Here is a 19,471-nt window from a genome sequence, read left to right on the forward strand (position 1 = left end):
GCGGACGGCAACCTGGTCATCATGATTGCCGCCGATATGCATGAACAGCTTGTTGAGGCGGGATTAACCTTTGGCGTTTGAGCTGTCCTGTACTTCTTGCATCTTCGCAGCAGCGGCTGCCGGCGTGACTTGACCGCCAAGCAGCTCTTGCACAAGCGTCTCCAGTTGAATCTTCACATCAGCTTGCACCAATGCGTCGAAGGCAGGGTAAGCGCCTTTGGCACTGCCTTGTTGTTCGCCGATCGAAGTAATTAGCGCGCTTGCTCCATCCACATTTGCTACGCCCTTCATCGCAGGGATTTGATTGGTTTCAACTAATGTGCGTGTTTGGTTCTCGACCGTGTAGAAGTTCTTGATGAACGTCTTAACCGCTTGCAGCTCATTGTCCTTCAGGTCTGCCGAGAAGCCGTAGCCGTTGGACCAGCCGCCGTTGATGTAGCCATCGCCTGCTCCGCCTACATCAGGGAAGCGGAAGAAGCCGGCATCATCCTTCACGACCGACGTTTCGCCAGTAATGGCGTTAACGGCCCAGCTGCCGTCGAACAACATAGCGGCCTTGCCCGTGTAGAAGTTCGCTTGGCCTTCTGCGAATCCTAGACCTAGTGCGTTCGGATCGATGTATTCTTTCTTCACAAGATCCTCGATACGTTTGAATGTTTCAATAATGGCCGGATCTGTCCACTTCGTTGCGCCGGTTGCGAATCCTTCTTGCAGCGCTGGTCCGCCGAGCGCGACGAACAGGTTGTTCACGAGCATGTTCGCTACCCAAGCGTCGCCTCCGCCTGCGCCCATCGCAAGTGGAGTGATCCCTTTGGCCTTCAGCTTCTCCATCGCGGAGAGCAGTTCATCCCACGTCGTCGGCACAGCTGCGCCTGCTTCTTCGAATAGCTTTTTGTTATAGAAGAACCCTTCGATGTATCCGGATTCCGGCAAGCCGTATACTTCTCCATCTACCGTGAACTCACGAAGATCGAAGAAGGAATCCTTGATGCCGAGCTCTGCCATGATGGCATTAAGCGGGAGCAAACGTCCTGCTTTCGAATACCCTTGAGTATCCGCACCGCCGAAAAGGTTGAAGATGGGAGGCTGCGTGCCGCTTGTCATCTCGGCCTTCAGCTTCACGTTACGGTTAACGGTATCCTCAACGCCGTCGAGCGAGACGGACAGACCCGGTACTTCCTCTTCTGTCTTCTTCACCACTTCTTCGAGCAATGCGAGTGTAGGCTTGGCTGTATCGCGAATATGGATGTGGCGGAGCGTCATCGTGAACTTCTCTGCTTTCTCAGTAGCTGCTGGTTTCTCAGTCGCAGCCGAAGTCGCGGATGCTTGTTCTTCGTTCGTACCGCCGTTATTGCCGTTGTCACCGGCACAGCCAGTAATCGCTACCGTTGTCATTGCTGCAATACTTGTGAGCGTTAACCATTTTTTCATCTTTTGAACAGCTCCCCTGGGTTAATAGAATCACTTCATGCCAACCAAGCTTTCATCTCCGTACGCCTGTTGCGGGTGAATTCTTGTTGCTATTCGATGCGGGATTCCTTGCAGCCCTGCCAAACATCACTCCTCTCATGTAATGAACGGCTGATCCGAAAGTAATGTACAAAAAATTGTATATTATACGAAATGGACGGCCGAACCATAGGCTCGGCATGCTGGAAACGTGATGTTTATAACCGTCACGTTAATATACTTTTTTTTGTATATTGAGAACAGGTAAATCATAGCACGGATTTTGGAGTGTGTAAATATGATTTGGGCACTTTATACAAAAGGTGTTGCGTAAGTGACAATATGGTACCCGCAGCCATAAGGGTTGTGCGGGAAGTTTCCTTTCTACGTCCTTTGCCCGAGAGTGTGATACACTATAGAATAGACTGATCGAGTTATCTGGTTCGGAAAAGTGTTCAACAAGTCAATTAGGTCAGGCAGAACAAATAGATCAGGAAGCGGAGGCTGCGATATGAGCAAGGAAGAATTGATTCTGACGCCGGACGGGCTGAAGAAAATCGAAGATGAGCTCGACGAGCTTAAGACGGTTAAGCGGAAGGAGCTTTCTCAGCGGTTGAAGGTGGCGATTAGCTACGGCGACCTTAAGGAAAACAGTGAATACCATTCCGCCAAGGACGACCAGGCATTTATGGAGACGCGTATTCTGCAACTGGAACGTATGCTCAAAATTGCGCGAGTTGTGGATGCTAGCAGCATTAGCTCCAGTCAAGTGAGCATTGGTTCGACTGTCGTTCTTAACGATATCGAGTTTAGCGAGAAAATCGAATATCAAGTGGTCGGACCTGCCGAAGCCGATGTGGCGAATAATAAAATTTCGTATGAGAGTCCGCTAGGCAAGGAATTGATGGGCAAGAAGGTTGGCGACAAAATTCAAGTCAACGCTCCTGTTGGCATTATTGAATATGAACTATTGGAGATCAAAGCGGGGTAACGAGTTCCTGAACGCGAATGCATCATCTTGCATCAGCCGGCTTCCTATCGGGCATTATACTCCTAAATGATGCGAAGGAGCGATCCAAGATGTCCAGAAGGCGCAAGTATGCGGTGCCCGGAGCCGCGCAGGGGATGCAGACGTTTAAGGCGGAAGTGATGAAGCGCGAAGGATATCAGGTCGATGCGAATCGTCCAGACAACGTAAAGTTCGAAGTGGCGAAGGAGTTAGGGATACCGTTGCAACCGCAAGGCAATGGCAACTTGACTACCGAGCAGGCTGGCCACATCGGCGGGCGTATCGGCGGTTCGATGGTCAAAGAGCTGGTACGGATGGCGCAGGATCAATTGTCCAAGGGTGGTACTCAGACGTAACAACCATCGTTGTTACCATAGAATGGATAGCCAGAGTCGTGGAGCTGACGAATTCTGGCTTTTTTGTGTCCAAACCTCAGTAATGATTTTCATTCTCAAAGAATTGTGGTACGATTCTTGTAATAGGATATAAGAAAATCATTTTGGGTTGGGAGTGTTACCAAATGACGATAGATGAAGTGTTTGACGTAACGGTAATCGGAGGCGGGCCGGCAGGGCTGTATTCGGCGTTCTATGCGGGTCTTCGCGAAATGAAGGTCAAGATTATAGAATTCCAGCCTCATCTTGGAGGCAAGGTGCATGTATATCCAGAGAAGATGATCTGGGATATCGGAGGTCTGACGCCAGTAACGGGCGAGCAGCTGATCGACCAACTGGTGCAGCAAGGATTGACCTTCGCCCCGGAAGTCGTGACGGGCGAGAAGGTAACGACCATCTCCAAGAACGAAGAGGATTTATTTGTTCTGCATACATCATCGGGACAACAACATTATTCGCGCACGGTGATTCTGGCCGTTGGTGGTGGCATCTTGAAGCCTACCAAGCTGGATATCGAAGGCGCTGACCGCTTCGAGGTATCCAATCTCCATTACACGGTGAAGTCGATGGGGCGCTTTAGAGACAAGGTGGTACTCATCTCCGGCGGAGGCAACGCTGCAATCGACTGGGCCAACGAGCTCGAGCCAATCGCCAAGAAGGTGTATCTGACCTACCGCAAGGATACATTGAAAGGACATGAAGCGGAAGTGTCGAAGCTCATGAAGAGCTCTGTTGGCGTTCTGCTCAACACCTCGATCGGCAAGCTGATTGCGACGCCGACACATGATGCGATCGGTTCCGTCATGATCAAGAATCACGAAGACGACACCGAGATCGAGCTGCCGGTGGATGAAGTGATCATTAACCATGGCTTCGAACGGGATTCTGATCTGCTTCAGAAGAGCGAAGTGCAGATCCAGATGCACAAGGAATGGGGCATCGAAGGTTCGTCCTCCAGCGAGACGTCGGTACCGGGATTGTATGCCGCAGGCGATATATTGGCCCATGACGGCAAGCTGCATCTCATCGCAGGCGCCTTCCATGACGCGGCCAATGCCGTTAACAAAGCGAAGCAATTCATCACGCCGGAGGCGAAAGCTTACGGGATGGTATCCTCTCACAACGATGTATTCGCCGAGCGTAACCAAGAGCTTAAGAAAGCGATGTTTGCGACCAAATAATAAGAGTATTGTGACGTTAGAGGCGCTCCGCTGAATGGAGCGCCTATTTGGTATGTACCGTCCAAGCGATTTCTCCGCTGAGAATTGCTCTGCTAAGGTTCTTTTTCTATACTGAAGGTACTTATGCCTGATGAAAGTGAAGAAGAGTGGGAGGGAATTCGAGGAGATGAAGGTCAGAAGTTATTTGGAGACGATGGATGTAGCATCTGGCGAGCGCGCCGTGCTGGAGATATTCGACAAGCTGATCGAAGCGCCTAACTGGACGAACGATGGCAAGCTGATCTATAACAGCGAGGGATTGTTATACGAATACGATATCGAGACGGGCAATAATCGCAAGCTGGATTCCGGATACGCGAACCGCTGCAACAATGATCATGTGCTCTCACCTGACCATACAAGGATTGCCGTCAGCCATCATGCGCAGGAGGATGGTTTGTCTCGCATTTATATATTTCCAAGAGCTGGCGGAGAGCCTGTCTTGGTTACGCCGAACGGTCCGAGCTACTTGCATGGTTGGTCGCCTGACGGACGTATGCTTGCTTATTGCGCCGAACGGAACGGTCAGTACGATATTTACGTCATTCCGGCTGAGGGCGGGGACGAGGTTCGCTTAACCGACACGATAGGCCTCGACGATGGACCGGAGTATTCGCCTGATGGGGAGCATATTTGGTTTAATTCCGTGCGCACCGGCACCATGCAGGTGTGGCGAATGAGAGCGGATGGCTCCGAGCAGATACAGATGACAGCGGACGAAAGCAACAGCTGGTTCCCCCATGTGTCGCCGGATGGCGAGACAATCGTCTATTTGGCATATCGCAAGAGTGACGTGGCGGCAGGCGATCATCCCGCGAACAAACATGTCGAATTGCGAGCCATGTCGGCACAGGGCGGAGCGTATCGTGTGCTGGCTAAGCTGTTCGGCGGGCAAGGCACGATTAACGTCAATTCTTGGTCGCCGGATAGCAAGCGGATTGCATTCGTCAGTTATGAGCTGGTTGAAGCAAAAAACCTCCCGATCCGCTAAGTATGCGGACGAGAGGTTTGATTTACGCCTGAGCTTCGATTCTTGCAAGCTCCTTATGAACGATCGGCGCAACCTTGGTGCCAAGGAGCTCGATCGTCTTGAGCACCTCACGATGCGGGAGTGAGCTGACGTCGATGTGCAGGAAGAAACGAGTAAGCCCGAGATTTTTGCGCAGCAGGACGATCTTCTCTGCAACGAATTCGGGATCTCCTACATACAGCGCCCCGCGTAATGTGCGGGAAGCGTCGAAAGCTGCGCGATCGTACGACGGCCATCCACGCTCGCGACCGATCTTATTCATCTGCGCCTGCGTTGCAGGGAAGAACAGGTCGGCTGCGCCATCCGTCGTGTCACTGATGAAGCCGTGTGAGTGCGTGGCGATCTGCAGCTTGCGCGGATCGTGACCAGCTTGGATCGCTGCCCGTTTGTATAGATCCACAAGCGGAGCGAACCGCTCTGGCATGCCGCCGATGATGGCGAATACGATCGGCAGACCTAACATGCCGGCGCGGATTGCCGACTCGGGATTGCCGCCGCTGGCGATCCAGACGGGGAGCGGATCCTGCACGGCACGCGGATAGATGCCGAGGTTGTCAAAGGCAGGGCGATGTCCGCCGCGCCAGCTTACTTTCTCCGATTTGGTGATGGCGAGCAGCAGCTCTAGTTTCTCTTCGTACAGCGCGTCGTAGTCGTCCAGGTTATAGCCGAACAGCGGGAACGACTCGATGAACGAGCCGCGACCCGCCATAATTTCCGCTCTGCCGTTCGACAATCCGTCAAGCGTGGCGAAATCCTGATAGACACGCACGGGGTCATCGGACGACAAGACGGTTACGGCGCTGGATAGCCGGATATGCTTGGTAGTCGCTGCGGCTGCCGCTAGGACAACGGCAGGGGATGAAGCGGCATACTCGGGGCGATGATGCTCGCCGATACCGTATACATCCAGGCCGACCTGGTCGGCCAGCACCATCTCTTCCACCGCGTCGCGAAGCCGCTGGGCGGCATGGCTGGGATTCTCTCCGGATTCCAGGAATGTGCTGATGCCGATCTCCATTTTTTTCTCTATCGTCATTGCTGTACGCCTCCTTGTATTCTTATAATGATATTCTACTATAGAATATAGTGTTTCTCAACAATAGTAAGTGAATAATGTACTGGTATTATAGTGTAGGCTTAACGTGGGATTGCTAGTATTGGCGGAAAAGCCCAGTTGATCTGAAAAGCCGAAAAGCAGGATAGACGTAGGAAACGTCCATTGTTATTATAGAATTTAATCCGCAGGCAGGCATGACGGTCGTTGCCGGGGATTATGATTATAATGGTTGTGATTGTCCATATTAGATGGAGGTGAACGGCATACACCCGATCAAGCTTAGAGGGCATCATCTCCTATGTTTGCTTGGATATCGAGGGAAGGGATATTCCGACGGATTCTGCACGAACATGACAGAAATCTACGAGAGACTACGGCTTAATCCGGCGACAGAGATCGAGGTTATAGACGGACCGGATGACATTTGCCGCGCGTTTCCGACGGATCAGCATGCCCATTGTCGCAATGACTCGGTATTCCGCAAGGATCGTGACATCTTGTCAGTGACGGGGATGGCTATTGGCGAGCAGTCTAGTTGGAGCGGGATTCTGGAGCGAGTAGCGACACGAGTGAAACCTGAGGATATTCGCCTATTATGCTCAGACTGCCGGTGGGAACCGTATGGCCTGTGTAAGGAAGGCGTGGCACATATTCATGGTTCGCGGGCATTACGCCCGCTGCCGAATACAAACGAAGCAGGAGGGAAAACATGAACATACGTATAGATGCACGAGGCGAGTCCAAGGTAGCCGTTATCGAGAGCGGGGAAGTACTCATTCGGGATGTGCAGGATGCGCTGGATCTTATGGCGACGGTGAGCTACGAGACAGACGGCTGCAACAAATTGCTGTTAGACAAGTCGTTATTCATCGAATCCTTTTTTGATCTCAAAACGAAATTAGCAGGGGATGTCCTGCAGAAATATACGAATTACAAAGTGAAGCTTGCTATTGTCGGCGACTTTGGTGTCTACACCAGCTCTAGTTTAAAGGACTTTATCTACGAAAGTAATCATGGAAAACAAGTGTTTTTCATGCCGGACGAAGAGACGGGCTTAGCCGCGCTGCATGACGTGAAATAACGCCGTGTTGCGGCTTTTTTTTGCTGCGTTGGCCTCCTCCTCTTGCTAGTTCTCCCCCTGTAACACGCATCGCAGAATATGATGGATACTCTATCCGCATTCCTGCTGCTTCGATAGAAAAACCGCCGTTCCATACTCGTTCAGCTCAAACTCCCGAGTCCATTATGGTTATAAAGTGCTAGGCTGTTACAAAAATTAAGGAAATTTTAATCTTTCATTGACAATTTGTTAAGACCATCTTAAGATGAGGTTGTATCGTTCTTGATTAAGAACAACTGGTTTCGGAGAAATTAGTCGTCACGGGCTGCCGACATGTTCTTGGTTAAGTTACATAAACCGAGGGAGGTGTTACGTTTGGACAAAAAACAATGGACAGCACCGAAGTTGGAAACGCTTGATATCCAGATGACAGCAGGAGGTAAAGGAAAAGGTAAGGGGAAGGGTGGATCGGGTTCGGGATCTGGCTCCGGCTCCGGATCAGGATCGGGTTCTGAAAGCATTGGTTTCGGTAGCTAGTAAAGCCAATATTTGAATCATAATAATCGTAAAGCCCTTATCCCTCATCGCAAAGGGTCAGGGCTTTTTCGTTGAATATCGTGTAGATAAGAGTTCTCAATATAGAACAATTTTAATCATATAACGGAGGTATTCTCATGATCGGAGAAGACATCGGGGAAGTACATGGCGCCTGCAATGGCAATATCGAAGAGCATGAGCATGACAATGTCTTCGCGTACCAGGCTTTTGGATTCAACATTATATCTGAGATACCGTTTCCCGGCGCAAGACCGGCAGAAGCGGCTATTGGCGTAGCAGATGTTCGAGTCGAATGGGGGCAGCTAGGTGCAATGTGGGAGGAGAAATCCGCTCCTGGTGATGCGTTTGTTATCTTGGATAATAAAGTACTCTTCCGTATTAAACATACGGCAGTTTATATGGTGGAAGCGGGAGATCGAGTCGTTGTAAGTCCGGAAGAGGGAGCTCAGTTGGAGCGTATTCGCTTATTCCTGGATGGATACTGCATGGCGATCCTGCTCCTGCAACGCAATATATTGCCTCTTCATGGCAGCGCGGTGGCCAAGGATGGCTTTGCTTATGCACTCATTGGCAGCTCGGGCGCAGGTAAATCTACGCTTGCCAAAGCAATGCTGGATGGAGGTTATTCTTTCGTGAGCGACGATATCATTCCTGTTATTTTGCCAAGTAATGAGAAAGAGCCCGTGTTTGTATGGCCAGCACTCCCCGAGCAGAAGCTGTGGCAAGAAAGTCTAAGTGGTCTAGGTGTGAGCAGCGAGGGGCTCCGTACGGTGTACGAAAGAGAGGCTCGTCCCTCCGAGGAAGCGGAAGGCATCCGCACGAAATATGCGGTCCCGGTGACGAGATTCACTCATGCTCCCATGCCGCTGGCTGGTATTATTGAGCTTGTTAAGCAGGAGGAAAGGGCAACGCTTATCACCCTCGAAGGGACGGATCGGCTGCGCGCGTTGGCGCTTCATACCTTCCATCGTTCTTTGATTGAGCCGCTCGGTTTATTGGGATGGCATTTTCAGAGTATGACGAGCTTGGCGAACCGGACGGACATGCTGCAGCTTGGGCGGCCGCGTGATCAATACTCTGTGCCGGAACTGATGGAGCTTGTGCTTGGCGGTGTCGCTTTAGAGCAAGTGAATGCGTCATGAGCAGGACGGCTAATTCGTTATCGCTAGAAGGGCTGGAAGGACGCGATTACGTATGAGACTTATATTTGGATTCTCCAAGAGGGTGTATCAATATGCGGGCCCGATCTTGTGGCTTAACTCCCTCGCACTGCTGCTCGTAGGGCTCCTTCAATCGATGGGTCTGCTCCTCATTCTGCCTCTCCTCAGCATTACGGGTCTCGTGGACTTCGACAGCTCCAGCATCCCGTATGTAGGCTGGCTGTTTGGCTTGTTCGAGGGCGTGCCGAAGACACAAAGCTTAACGCTGATCCTGATTGCGTACGTGCTCATTAGCGTGGCCCAAAGCTTGTTCAACCGGCATCAGACGATTCTGAACAAAAAAATCCAGCAAGGCTTTATCCGCAAGCTCCGTGAGGATACGTACAAAGGGCTGCTCAGAGCCGATTGGAACTTCTTCATTCGTCATCGCAAGTCGGACATTGTCAAAATCATGACGACGGAAATCGCGCAGGTAAAGAGCGGAATCAGCTCTTACTTTCAATTTGGGTCGTCGCTTATTTTTGCTTCGGTCAAAATCGTGCTGGCGTTCCTGCTTTCTCCTTGGTTGACGGCGGGTATTCTCGGTGCTGGCGTTGTATTGCTGTTATGTTCACGATATTACACCCGCCGGGCGGCGGAGTTCGGCGAGCAGAATCTGCTGTTATCCAAGACGTATGTAGCCGGTATTACGGATCATCTCAACGGAATCAAGGAGATCAAAAGCAATACGCTCGAAGGTACGCACGCGGACTGGATGAGCGACGTATGCCGGCAAGCCGAGCATAATGCAGTCGAGTTTACGCGGCTGAAAACCAATTCCCAGCTGCTCTATGGCATCGTGTCGACTGTGCTGCTAGCCGCAGCGGTGTATACGCTTGTCCAGCTATTTCAATCGAAGCCTGCTGAGCTGCTGCTAGTTGTACTGCTGTTCTCGCGGTTATGGCCGGTTGTGACTCGCATCCAGTCCAAGCTGGAGAATCTGTCGAATATGATCCCTTCGTTCGAGGCGTTGCTCGAGCTGCAACACGATTGCGAGCGATCCATTGAGCTGCGCGATGCCAGCTTCCGAGATACACGCCCGATCAAGCTCGCGCAAGGCTTAGAGCTGCGTGGTGTGTGGTTTCGGTATGATAGGCAGAAGGAGATTTATGCGCTGCGGAATGTCGATGTGCGAATTCCGGCAAAGGGCATGACGGCGATTGTAGGTCCTTCCGGAGCAGGCAAGACGACGATGGCTGATGTATTAATGGGGCTTAACCGACCGGAGCGGGGCGAGCTGAGGCTTGACGGTATGCCGTTGATGGAGGGGCATGTGCTGCCGCTCAGACGGTCTGTCAGTTATGTGCCGCAAGAGCCGTTCCTCTTCAGCGGCAGTGTCCGCGACAACCTGCTCATGATGGAGCCGGAAGCATCGGATGAGCAGCTGTGGGACGCGCTTAAGCTGGCCTGCGCCGACCATGTCGTCCGCAAGCTGCCGCTGGGACTGGACACGCCTATCGGCGACAAGGGCGTGCGGCTCTCCGGCGGGGAGAAGCAGCGACTGGTGCTTGCGCGGGCGTTGTTAAGAGAACCTTCCATCCTCATCCTCGACGAAGCAACCAGCGCGCTTGACACGGAGACGGAGCGACATGTACAGGAGACGCTGGAACGCTTGCGCGACCGTATGTCCGTCATCGTCATTGCGCATCGGTTGTCCACTATTCGCTGCGCCGACCAGGTTATCGTGGTCGACCAGGGGGAGATCGTGCAGAGCGGACGGTACGCGGAGCTGGCGCAAGATCGTCGCAGCCTGTTCGGCAGGCTGCTGGGCCAGCAGGAGCTGGTCGTCCAGGCGTAAGTGCATCTGCCTAGGGTGTAGGAGGAGCCGGATGAGGAGCGAACAGGCTGCTGAATGAAGATGGGGGAGTACATCCGCATCAATCTAGTAGAAGTTATTTAATTTACTTGTAAGTGCTCAAACGTCCCGTTTGAGCGAAGGCAGCGCCGAGCGGGCGCGATAGCCCGATTTTTTCGGGCTGCAGGGTGTGTGCGCGGCCGAAGCGGGCGCGATAGCCCGATTTTCGAGACTGTCGATTAAACAGTCACCAGACTTGCCCTCAACTATCATTCTGTTAAATTTTTGCATTTCATGCCTTTCAACGTCCAACTTCGGTCAAGTCAGCCCGTTTTTCTGTTCCTTTTGCTGCCCTTAACCGTAAATCGGCCACAGTGAGCCAGGGCCTCGCTTACGTTGAAAACTAAGTGTAAGCGAACCCTGCGCGTGTTTCACGATTTGCTTCAGATTTGTCACCACGGCTACAAGCTTCGTGTCTATACGGCGCTTCTCCCGAGAACGTAATCGTGTTCTGCCTAGCCCATTGTGATTTTTCATTTCATTGCATTTCCGTTCAATGTTCGCGCGTTTTTGTAGCAGTGCCTTTCCCGCATCGGTTGCGTTAAATGCTCCTGCTTGCTTGAATTCTGCATAATAGTCACTGATGAAAATGGTTCTCCCGGTCCTTTTGCTCGTGGTACACTCCGATCTGATCGGACAGCTCTTGCATTGGGCTTTGCTGAATATATACTGTTTGCCTGAGTCTTCTCGCATATCGTTAATATAAGCATTTACTTGGCCTTGCGGGCAAGTGACCGACGCCGCATCGGGGTCGTAAAGGAATAAGTCGCTGGACATGAGCCCCTTCGTATTGACGCCAATGGATTTTAACGGCGACACAAGTTGAATGCCGTCTTTAGCCAACGTCTGACGGTGTACCCCGTATCCATACGCTGAATCGCCCAAGACGTACTCCGGTTTGACGTTATGCTCTTCCATCACAACGTTCAAGAGCTCCTGCAGACGGTCGCCATCGGGCTCATTGCCCGCAATCGGTTCCGCATGGAGCACGATGCCATTGGTTTCGGACATGACCACCTGCACCTTGTCGCCAAAGAACTGTAAGGTTTTGCTTTTGAAACCATTTCGCTTCTCTGGATCGACTGCGCTGCCGATCCGGTCTTTCAGCCGCTTTTTACGCTCGATCTTCTTGAATGGGGTCTTGGGATCATTCGGATCTTCCGGGTACACATTCTCCATTAAAGTCTGGTACAGAATCGCTTGAAGCTCTAAAGAATCCACTCGGCGCTCCGGATGGGACCACGACCAGAAGAGGTTGCGGATCGCATCCTTTTCGAACCAGTGTAACAGTTCGTAAGCCATAAGAATCAATTGACTAAACGCAACACCGAGATCCTCCGCGGTCGCATCGGGAGGAAGCTTTGTGGTCAACGGACGCAAGTCAAGCTCCGTTTGGGCACGGTCAAACAAGTGCCGATATGCACGCTTCAGGTGGTTCAGCACGCGGACGAAGGCATGCTTGATGAGGCGATAAGAGGAGCGGTAAACGGCATTGCCCTGCGTGATAAAGGAATCCACAATCCAAATGTCCTTGTTATCGCCCCAAAGCCCTTTTTGCTTCGCTTGCGCGAGAATGTGATGGTGACAGGCATCGAATAAAGCAGAGCCGAGACGGTCGCGATCAAGCCCGATCGTACTGTGGTCGAACCCCATAAAGCTGACCGGAACGCCTAAAAATCGCTTAATGAAGAGATCGCCAATGACGCGCTCCTCCATCTCGCGATCCGAAAGGTTGTAATAGCGCTGGACAACGTGAAGTTTAAATTTGATGGATGGGGCATAGGGTCTAGGACCGCGCGAGGAATACAGATGAGCACAAATGCGGTCAGTGAAGCTAAAGTCCACGAGATCCGCTACTTTGCTCCAAATGGGATGCTCAGGCAACACAGAATAAACCTCGATATCCGCAAATGAAAGCTGCTCAAACTGTTTAAACGCGACTGCCATGACAAATCTCTCCCCTCAGTATAAGTCTATTATACCACGAAATCGGGAGATATTCGGTGATTTATCGAGTAAAAAGGTTATTTTATATAGAATTTGACCATTTTTATTTATAGATTCTTTAGAATTAATCGACAGTCTCTTTTTTCGGGCTGCAGATGTGTGCGCGGCCGCGGTGGGCGCGATAGCCCGATTTTTTCGGGCTGCAGGTGTGTGCGCGGCCGCGGTGGGCGCGATAGCCCGATTTTTTCGGGCTGCAGGTGTGTGCGCGGCCGCGGTGGGCGCGATAGCCCGATTTTTTCGGGCTGCAGATGTGTGCGCGGCCGCGGTGGGCGCGATAGCCCGATTTTTTCGGGCTGCAGGTGTGTGCGAGGCCGCGGTGGGCGCGATAGCCCGATTTTTTCGGGCTGCGGGTGCGTGCGCGGCCGCGGTGGGCGCGATAGCCCGATTTTTTCGGGCTGCAGGTGAGTGCGCGGCCGCGGTGGGCGCTGTAGCCCGATTTTTTTCGGGCTGCAGGTGTGTGCGCGGCAGAAGTGGGCTATGGCGCTATGCGCGGCACCGAGCCGCGATCGGTCCGCCGATTTATCGTATCGCAGTTGACAGTTTCCGCCCTGCTGTGTTGCAATCATAGTGTGACTATATTGCGGGACGGTGGGTGAGCGAGCGATGGCGAATAAGAAGTTGTATAGAGATTTTTTCCTACATACGGACATCACGGTTATGCTGGTGCTGCTTGTGGCTATCATTGGGACGATCCTTTCGCTGTATGGAGCTAGCCTAAGGAGCCTGCTCTGTTTCGCCGCGGGTCTCGTCGGATTTATGTTCAGCGAATATTTGACGCATCGGTTCTTCTTTCATCTTAAGGCTCCGCGTCATCCTTTGTTTCTACAGTTACTCAAGCGCTTACATTACGATCATCATACGTACCCGAATGATCTGAAGCTGTTGTTTTTGCCATTGTGGTACAGCCTGCCTAACTTCGTCGTCTTCGTTGGGGTCTTCTACCTCGTAACCGGACTGCCAGATGCGTCCGCTGCCTTTGCCGCAGGATTGATCACCATGCTGCTCGTCTACGAGTGGAAACATTACGTTGCTCATCGTCCGATGCAGCCGCGCACGAAGCTAGGGAAGTGGGTCAAAAAGACACATCTACTCCATCATTTCAAAAACGAAAATTACTGGTATGGCGTCTCAACACCGTTCGTGGATGCGCTCTTCGGCACACTAAAGGATGAGAAACAGGTGCCGACAAGCGCTTTTGTCAAGGATTTGGAAGGACGCTGACGTTATAGTATAGAAGAGTTAAGCTGCATCCTTAGATAAACATGAAACAGGGGGAGGAACGAAAGTGAAACAGAATGGACTTCTTTTGGTAATAGGTATCTCCGCCATCATTCATCTGGCTACGCTGTCGCTCGGGATCGAGTGGCTCAATTGGTTGTTTAAGCTGCTGCCTATGGTGCTCATTATTGGGCTGGCCTTCGCGTCGCGAGTCAAAGGAACGGGCAATGACGGCGCGGTATATCGAGGTTTGATCGTGACGGGACTCGTATTCAGCATCGGCGGAGATACGCTGCTACTGCTGCCGGACGATCCTTGGTTTGTTTTCGGACTGGGCTCGTTCCTGATTGGGCACTTGTTCTATGTAGCCGCGATGGCGACGAGATGGCTAAATTCGACGAAAAGTCAGGAGAAAACGGCCAAGAGTAAGCAGGAAGGGTTCGCAATCGGCTTCACAGCCGGGATCATGATCATCGCCTATTCGATTACAATGGGGAGCCGCTTCTACGAGAGTATTATGGCGGATGAGAGTCAGAGTGGCTTGTGGATTCCCGTTGTCATCTACATTGCGGTTATCGGAGCAATGGGCTGGACGGCCATCATGAGTCGCAACGTTGTTGCAATATGCGGCGCACTGCTGTTTATGGCATCGGACTCCATCCTAGCGTGGAATAAATTTGTCGGTGAAGTGCCGATGTCAGGGGTACTCATAATGTCGACTTACTTTGCAGCACAGCTCCTGATCGCATCAAGTATTGCCAATGGGCGAGGCTCCCGGGGTTTCGAAGTAACGACAAAGTAATGACAAAAAGGAATGGCGATGTAATGGGGATTTCCCCAGCATCGCCATTCCTTTATTTGTGTGGGATGTGTCTGTCCGTTGTTCGTTATTTGTTGATGAGGTTCATCGAATTCGGCGGCAACCTATCCTTTTGCTTCGTACAGCTTAACGATTTCGATGATTGTGTTCACCGCTAGCTCCATCGTATCGATGCAGACATATTCGTAGCGACCATGGTAATTCTCGCCGCCTGTAAAGAGATTCGGAGTAGGCAATCCCATGAAGGAGAGTTGGGAGCCGTCGGTGCCACCACGAATCGGTTCGATTAGCGGTTTAATGCCGAGGTTCTGCATGGCTTCGCGCGCGGTCTCTACGATATGGAACGCAGGCTGGATCTTCTCCCCCATATTGTAGTACCGATCCTTGAGCTCCAGCACAATACGTTGCTCGCCATATTGAGCCTGCATCGACTGGGCGATGCGCGTCATCTCTGCTTTGCGATCGTCGAATTTCTTGCGGTCATGGTCGCGGATTAAGTAGTGAAGACGCATCTGCTCGACATCTCCAGCTATGTTGTTCAAATGGTAGAAGCCCTCGTAGCCTTCCGTATGCTCGGGTACCTCCAAGGCGGGCAGCATAGCATGGAATTCCATGGCCAGCTTGGTTGCGTTGATCATTTTGTCCTTCGCGGTGCCTGGATGCACGTTCTTGCCGTTGATGGTCACATTGGCAGACGCAGCGTTAAAGCTCTCGTATTGCAGTTCACCAAGCGGACCGCCGTCCATCGTATATGCAAAATCCGCGCCAAAAGCCGTCACATCGAATTTGTGCGCACCGCGCCCAATTTCTTCGTCCGGGGTGAAAGCGACACGAATCTTGCCGTGTTTGATTTCTGGATTGGCGATCAAGAAGGCCATTGCAGTCATAATTTCCGTAAGGCCTGCTTTGTCGTCCGCCCCAAGCAGCGTCGTTCCGTCGGTTGTCATCAGCGTCTTGCCGACATGACCGGCTAATGCCGGGAATTCACGGGGGGAGAAGACGATGCCTTGCTCGGCATTCAGGATAATGTCGCCGCCATCGTATGAATCTACGACTTGTGGCTGCACATTCGCACCTGTCATATCGGTTGCCGTATCGACATGCGCGAGGAAACCAATCGTTGGCACTGCCTTGTCCGTATTAGACGGCAGCGTCGCCATGACATAGCCGTTATCGTCCATCGTCACTTCTTGCATGCCGATATGCTTCAGTTCCTCCACCAGCATGCGGAGCAAGGTTAGTTGTCCCGGAGTGGATGGACAGCTCTCGCTGTTTTCGTCGGATTGTGTGTCTACTTGCACGTATGTAGTGAGACGCGAAATTAGCTCTTGTTTCATGCTCATTGGGTATTCAGCTCCTGTTTCTGTTCTGCTCCAAGTATAATACAAAATGGATGCAAGCAGAAATGCAGCGCGGCGAAGCGGGACACAGCTAAGGTATGATCTACTTCGTGCGGGTTTTCACGCCTTGTTTGTTCCAGATTCGTGTATTAAGGTTCAGCAAATCCACAATTTCCAAGATGGAGCGAATTTCGTTGTAGGTGTGTAGAATTGCATCGTTTTCGAGCTTCTTGATACCCTTGGCCTCAAAGTAGTCCACGCAGTGGAGAGCGATCGTGAGCTTCCCATCGTGCAAGCAAATAGTAATACTGTTCTTGGGATATCGCAGGCGGAGCTGTAACAATCTCTCCAGCATATCGACGGGCAGCAAGTATCGGGCGGTTGTCTCGTCTGTTGTCCAGACCTTGAATTGCTTGTCGAAATCATGACTGATTGTTTTCATGAATTCTCCGACATGCTTCATATAGTTGCTTATTTTTCCCTTACGGGATTGGATAACGGTTGTTCCCTCGAAATGCTTGTGAAAGTCTGCGATAAGCACAAGCCCCTGATACAAGGTGGTTCTAGTCATGTTCCCGCCCTCAGGGTCACGCTCTTCCTTCTGGGCATGGATCTCACACAGCTGGAAGTCCGTCATACCAAGAATTCCTTTGAACAGATCTTCACCGTCATAAAGGTTAGCGTCCTTCAATACCTCGAAAATAGGAATTTCCAATAGTTCACTTTTGGGAATGGAGCCGTTCATAGTATACCGACAATCGAAGCGGCTGCCTTTGAGCTCAGGAGGATAGGAGGCCAGCTTAACCATATTGGCAACGACTGGCGGCACGATTAGCTCCTTATAGTAGCGACTGTAGCGTTTGTGCACTTTGCCGAAGGCTTGGCGAATATACAGGGGCGAGCAGATGACGATAAGCAGGCCGAAAAGAAACGTGTAGAAGGCCCCTTCGGCATCCTCTTCAGTTCCGGGGCTCGTCGTACTGGTATCAAATGAGAACCAAATAAAACCGAGTCCGATCGCTAATATGCCAAGTCCGACGACAATATGCCACCCTCGTCTGATTATGCTGCGGTTTCGGTGCTCACGCAGACTTTCCCAGGCGTTAAGCGCTGAAATATTGTTCGTCACTTCTTCATAGGAAGGAAGCATATTCAGGAATCCCTCTTTCTTCACATAAATTATTTAGGACAATAGTTGTACGTATTCGACGAAATATGCAAAATTCCCTTGTTATTCCTCCACATTCATTCTACAATTGTCCTATAAATTGTCGAAAAATGATGATGAGGGGTGACTTTCATGGTTTGGGCTATCATTATTGTTGTCTTGATGGCATTGTATATTATAGCGAAGTACAATAGCCTGCTAGGCATGCGAAACAGGATTAAAGAGACACAGGGCGCTATCGAAATCTATATGCAGCAGCGTTACGACGCGTTGCTTAAGGTGGCGCAGACGGTCGTAGAATACGCTAAGTATGAAGAGAACACGCTGAAGGATATTGTTCGCCAAAGAGCCGGCTTAGGGGGAAGTGGCGAGAGTCTGCAGGCTTTGAGCGAGCTGAACGGGAAGCTCGGCAGTATCGTGGCGTTGGCCGAAGATTATCCCGTGCTTCGAGCTGGCGACAACTATCTCCACTTGCAGCACACTGCTGCTGATCTCGAAGAGAAGCTGTCGGCTGGCCGTCGTACATATAACGCCAATGTGGTTGCGTTTAATACGGCAATCGCTTCGTTCCCGGCGAATTTGATTTCCGGTTTGTTCGGCTTCAAAGAACAGCAGCTACTAGAGGTAGAGAAGGCCAAGAAGGCTGATGTGAGCATGAAAGAAATGCTGCAACGCTAGATATACGTATGCCAAGAAGAGCCGTAACTCGGATGACGAGCTGCGGCTCCTCTATTTTGTTCTGAGCAACAGAGCAAATCAAGCAGGAGAACGGAAATGTTGCAGATATTCATCATATTTTCAATCGTTTTCATATATACGATCGCGATGCGGAGTCGGTATAATGAGGTAAAACAAGGGAATTAGTAAGGGCCGTGCTTGCGGCACAATGGGCTTCATAGGAGGAGATTGAATGATCAAATTAACGGAGCAATGGTTCGCGGGGACGGTGTCGGTAGAGCAGAAAGTAGATGGGGTCAAGCCGTGGCGCATTCGGTATGAGGAATATGAGCTGTTCCCTCCCAATGGCATTGATGGGCAAGCGGGAATCTGTGCGGGCGTTCGACTGAGATTTCGTACGGATTCGAGCAGGATTGCGCTGCGTTTCCATCCGGTTGATATAGACCTGCGAATTGATTGTGTCGTCGACGGTAATCTGCACGGCACGGTGAATTTGCCGGTAGGGACAACGGAATCAGTCTGGGAGAACTTGCCTGACGGTATGCGCAACGTAGAGATATGGCTGCCCCAGCAAGGTCATATGACCATTGAGGGATTGGAGATAGAGCCTGGCAGTACGGCATCGCCGCAATCAGCAGATGACAGACCGCGATGGGTCACTTACGGCAGCTCCATCACCGTCTGTGGTTCCGCTACAAGTCCAACGCTGACATGGCCGGCTATTGCAGCCAAGGAGCTGGACTACAACCTGACTTGTTTAGGGTTCTCCGGCAACTGTGCACTGGAGCCAATGGTCGCGCGTTTAATCCGGGATTTGCCTGCGGATCTCATTACCTTATGCGTGGGTATCAACGTACATGGGGCGAGCACGCTCAGCAAGCGAACGTTTCTACCCGCCGTCATCGGACTAGTGCAGACGATCCGGGAGAAACAACCTGAGACGCCGATTATTCTGGTGTCGCCGATCTACGCGGCCGAAAGGGAGACGAGGCCTAATTTGCTCAGCATGACCGTCGAGGACTACCGGAACCAGGTTGCGGAGGCGGCGGATATATTGCAGCGTCATGGCGATCGTTATTTAACGTACCGGGATGGCAGGGATTGGTTCGGAGAAGCCGATAACGACCATCTGCCAGATGGTCTGCATCCTAATGCAGAAGGGTGCAAATTGATGGGCGCTCGATTCTCGGAGCGTATCGTAGGCGAGGTGCGCCCGGCTGTCGGACGGGAAACGCTTATATAATAGGTAGCACAGAATAATAAGGGGCTGTCCCATAAGGTCATAAATTGACCTAAGGGCCAGCCCCTTTCTTATTGATTAAATAAAAAAAACCGTTTCTTGGTAAAATGGAAGTGCGACCATTGAAGCGGCGGAAAGACAGGAGGATCAGGTTCAGGCAGGACTAGA

At 51.5% G+C, this 19,471-nt stretch carries 18 protein-coding genes; 13 read left to right on the top strand and 5 right to left on the bottom strand.

Annotated elements, in window-relative coordinates:
- Positions 1-63: 63 nt before the first annotated feature.
- Positions 64-1,431, bottom strand: coding sequence for an extracellular solute-binding protein (locus ACX1C1_RS08040; RefSeq protein ID WP_458956583.1), 1,368 nt, complete (start codon positions 1,429-1,431; stop codon positions 64-66).
- A gap of 529 nt (positions 1,432-1,960) precedes the next feature.
- On the opposite strand from ACX1C1_RS08040, the gene greA reads away from it, so the two are divergent.
- The 4 genes from greA (at position 1,961) to ACX1C1_RS08060 (ending at position 5,064) form a co-directional block, all read left to right on the top strand.
- Positions 1,961-2,440: a transcription elongation factor GreA gene (greA, locus tag ACX1C1_RS08045; RefSeq protein WP_458956584.1), complete on the top strand. Its 480-nt coding sequence runs from the start codon at positions 1,961-1,963 to the stop codon at positions 2,438-2,440.
- An 89-nt stretch (positions 2,441-2,529) separates the two neighbouring features.
- Entirely contained in the window at positions 2,530-2,814 is a 285-nt protein-coding gene (locus ACX1C1_RS08050; RefSeq protein ID WP_458956585.1) for an alpha/beta-type small acid-soluble spore protein, read from the top strand.
- 164 nt (positions 2,815-2,978) lie between these two features.
- Positions 2,979-4,034 carry an NAD(P)/FAD-dependent oxidoreductase gene (locus tag ACX1C1_RS08055; protein WP_458956586.1) on the top strand — a complete coding sequence of 352 codons (1,056 nt, stop codon included), beginning with the start codon at positions 2,979-2,981 and terminating at the stop codon, positions 4,032-4,034.
- 166 nt (positions 4,035-4,200) lie between these two features.
- Positions 4,201-5,064 carry a TolB family protein gene (locus ACX1C1_RS08060; RefSeq protein WP_458956587.1) on the top strand — a complete coding sequence of 288 codons (864 nt, stop codon included), beginning with the start codon at positions 4,201-4,203 and terminating at the stop codon, positions 5,062-5,064.
- A 22-nt stretch (positions 5,065-5,086) separates the two neighbouring features.
- Here the strand turns inward: ACX1C1_RS08060 and ACX1C1_RS08065 are convergent, their stop codons facing one another.
- Positions 5,087-6,139, bottom strand: coding sequence for an LLM class flavin-dependent oxidoreductase (locus tag ACX1C1_RS08065; protein ID WP_458956588.1), 1,053 nt, complete (start codon positions 6,137-6,139; stop codon positions 5,087-5,089).
- A 269-nt stretch (positions 6,140-6,408) separates the two neighbouring features.
- On the opposite strand from ACX1C1_RS08065, the gene ACX1C1_RS08070 reads away from it, so the two are divergent.
- The 5 genes from ACX1C1_RS08070 (at position 6,409) to ACX1C1_RS08090 (ending at position 10,775) form a co-directional block, all read left to right on the top strand.
- A complete protein-coding gene (locus ACX1C1_RS08070) occupies positions 6,409-6,873 on the top strand; it encodes a DUF1284 domain-containing protein (RefSeq protein ID WP_458956589.1) in 465 nt (154 codons plus the stop codon).
- Complete coding sequence (locus ACX1C1_RS08075) at positions 6,870-7,241, top strand: DUF4180 domain-containing protein (protein ID WP_458956590.1); 372 nt, start codon at positions 6,870-6,872, stop codon at positions 7,239-7,241. The genes ACX1C1_RS08070 and ACX1C1_RS08075 overlap by 4 nt, the downstream gene beginning before the upstream one ends.
- Before the next feature lie 354 nt (positions 7,242-7,595).
- Positions 7,596-7,757 (top strand): paeninodin family lasso peptide, encoded by a 162-nt coding sequence (locus ACX1C1_RS08080; protein WP_458956591.1) that lies wholly within the window; start codon positions 7,596-7,598, stop codon positions 7,755-7,757.
- A gap of 137 nt (positions 7,758-7,894) precedes the next feature.
- Positions 7,895-8,920, top strand: a complete 1,026-nt coding sequence (locus ACX1C1_RS08085) for an aldolase (protein WP_458956592.1) — start codon at positions 7,895-7,897, stop codon at positions 8,918-8,920.
- Positions 8,921-8,972: 52 nt separating this feature from the next.
- On the top strand, positions 8,973-10,775 hold the full coding sequence (locus tag ACX1C1_RS08090) for an ABC transporter ATP-binding protein (protein WP_458956593.1): 1,803 nt from the start codon (positions 8,973-8,975) through the stop codon (positions 10,773-10,775).
- A gap of 351 nt (positions 10,776-11,126) precedes the next feature.
- Here ACX1C1_RS08090 and ACX1C1_RS08095 read toward each other — a convergent pair whose 3' ends face one another.
- The gene (locus tag ACX1C1_RS08095; protein ID WP_458955523.1) at positions 11,127-12,779 is read right to left on the bottom strand and encodes a transposase; all 1,653 of its coding nucleotides are present in this window, start codon (positions 12,777-12,779) and stop codon (positions 11,127-11,129) included.
- Between the two features lie 663 nt (positions 12,780-13,442).
- On the opposite strand from ACX1C1_RS08095, the gene ACX1C1_RS08100 reads away from it, so the two are divergent.
- Together ACX1C1_RS08100 and ACX1C1_RS08105 are read left to right on the top strand one after the other, a co-directional pair.
- The gene (locus ACX1C1_RS08100; protein ID WP_458956594.1) at positions 13,443-14,060 is read left to right on the top strand and encodes a sterol desaturase family protein; all 618 of its coding nucleotides are present in this window, start codon (positions 13,443-13,445) and stop codon (positions 14,058-14,060) included.
- A 64-nt stretch (positions 14,061-14,124) separates the two neighbouring features.
- Positions 14,125-14,859, top strand: a complete 735-nt coding sequence (locus ACX1C1_RS08105; protein ID WP_458956595.1) for a lysoplasmalogenase — start codon at positions 14,125-14,127, stop codon at positions 14,857-14,859.
- Between the two features lie 122 nt (positions 14,860-14,981).
- Here ACX1C1_RS08105 and pepT read toward each other — a convergent pair whose 3' ends face one another.
- Both pepT and ACX1C1_RS08115 read right to left on the bottom strand, forming a co-directional pair.
- Positions 14,982-16,214: a peptidase T gene (gene pepT / locus ACX1C1_RS08110; RefSeq protein ID WP_458957629.1), complete on the bottom strand. Its 1,233-nt coding sequence runs from the start codon at positions 16,212-16,214 to the stop codon at positions 14,982-14,984.
- A 106-nt stretch (positions 16,215-16,320) separates the two neighbouring features.
- Positions 16,321-17,367 carry a DUF3137 domain-containing protein gene (locus ACX1C1_RS08115; RefSeq protein WP_458956596.1) on the bottom strand — a complete coding sequence of 349 codons (1,047 nt, stop codon included), beginning with the start codon at positions 17,365-17,367 and terminating at the stop codon, positions 16,321-16,323.
- A 150-nt stretch (positions 17,368-17,517) separates the two neighbouring features.
- On the opposite strand from ACX1C1_RS08115, the gene ACX1C1_RS08120 reads away from it, so the two are divergent.
- Both ACX1C1_RS08120 and ACX1C1_RS08125 read left to right on the top strand, forming a co-directional pair.
- The gene (locus ACX1C1_RS08120; protein ID WP_458956597.1) at positions 17,518-18,063 is read left to right on the top strand and encodes a LemA family protein; all 546 of its coding nucleotides are present in this window, start codon (positions 17,518-17,520) and stop codon (positions 18,061-18,063) included.
- 232 nt (positions 18,064-18,295) lie between these two features.
- On the top strand, positions 18,296-19,306 hold the full coding sequence (locus tag ACX1C1_RS08125) for an SGNH/GDSL hydrolase family protein (protein WP_458956598.1): 1,011 nt from the start codon (positions 18,296-18,298) through the stop codon (positions 19,304-19,306).
- The last annotated feature ends 165 nt before the right edge of the window (positions 19,307-19,471 follow it).

The sequence above is a fragment of the Paenibacillus sp. strain BS8-2 genome (assembly GCF_054483835.1).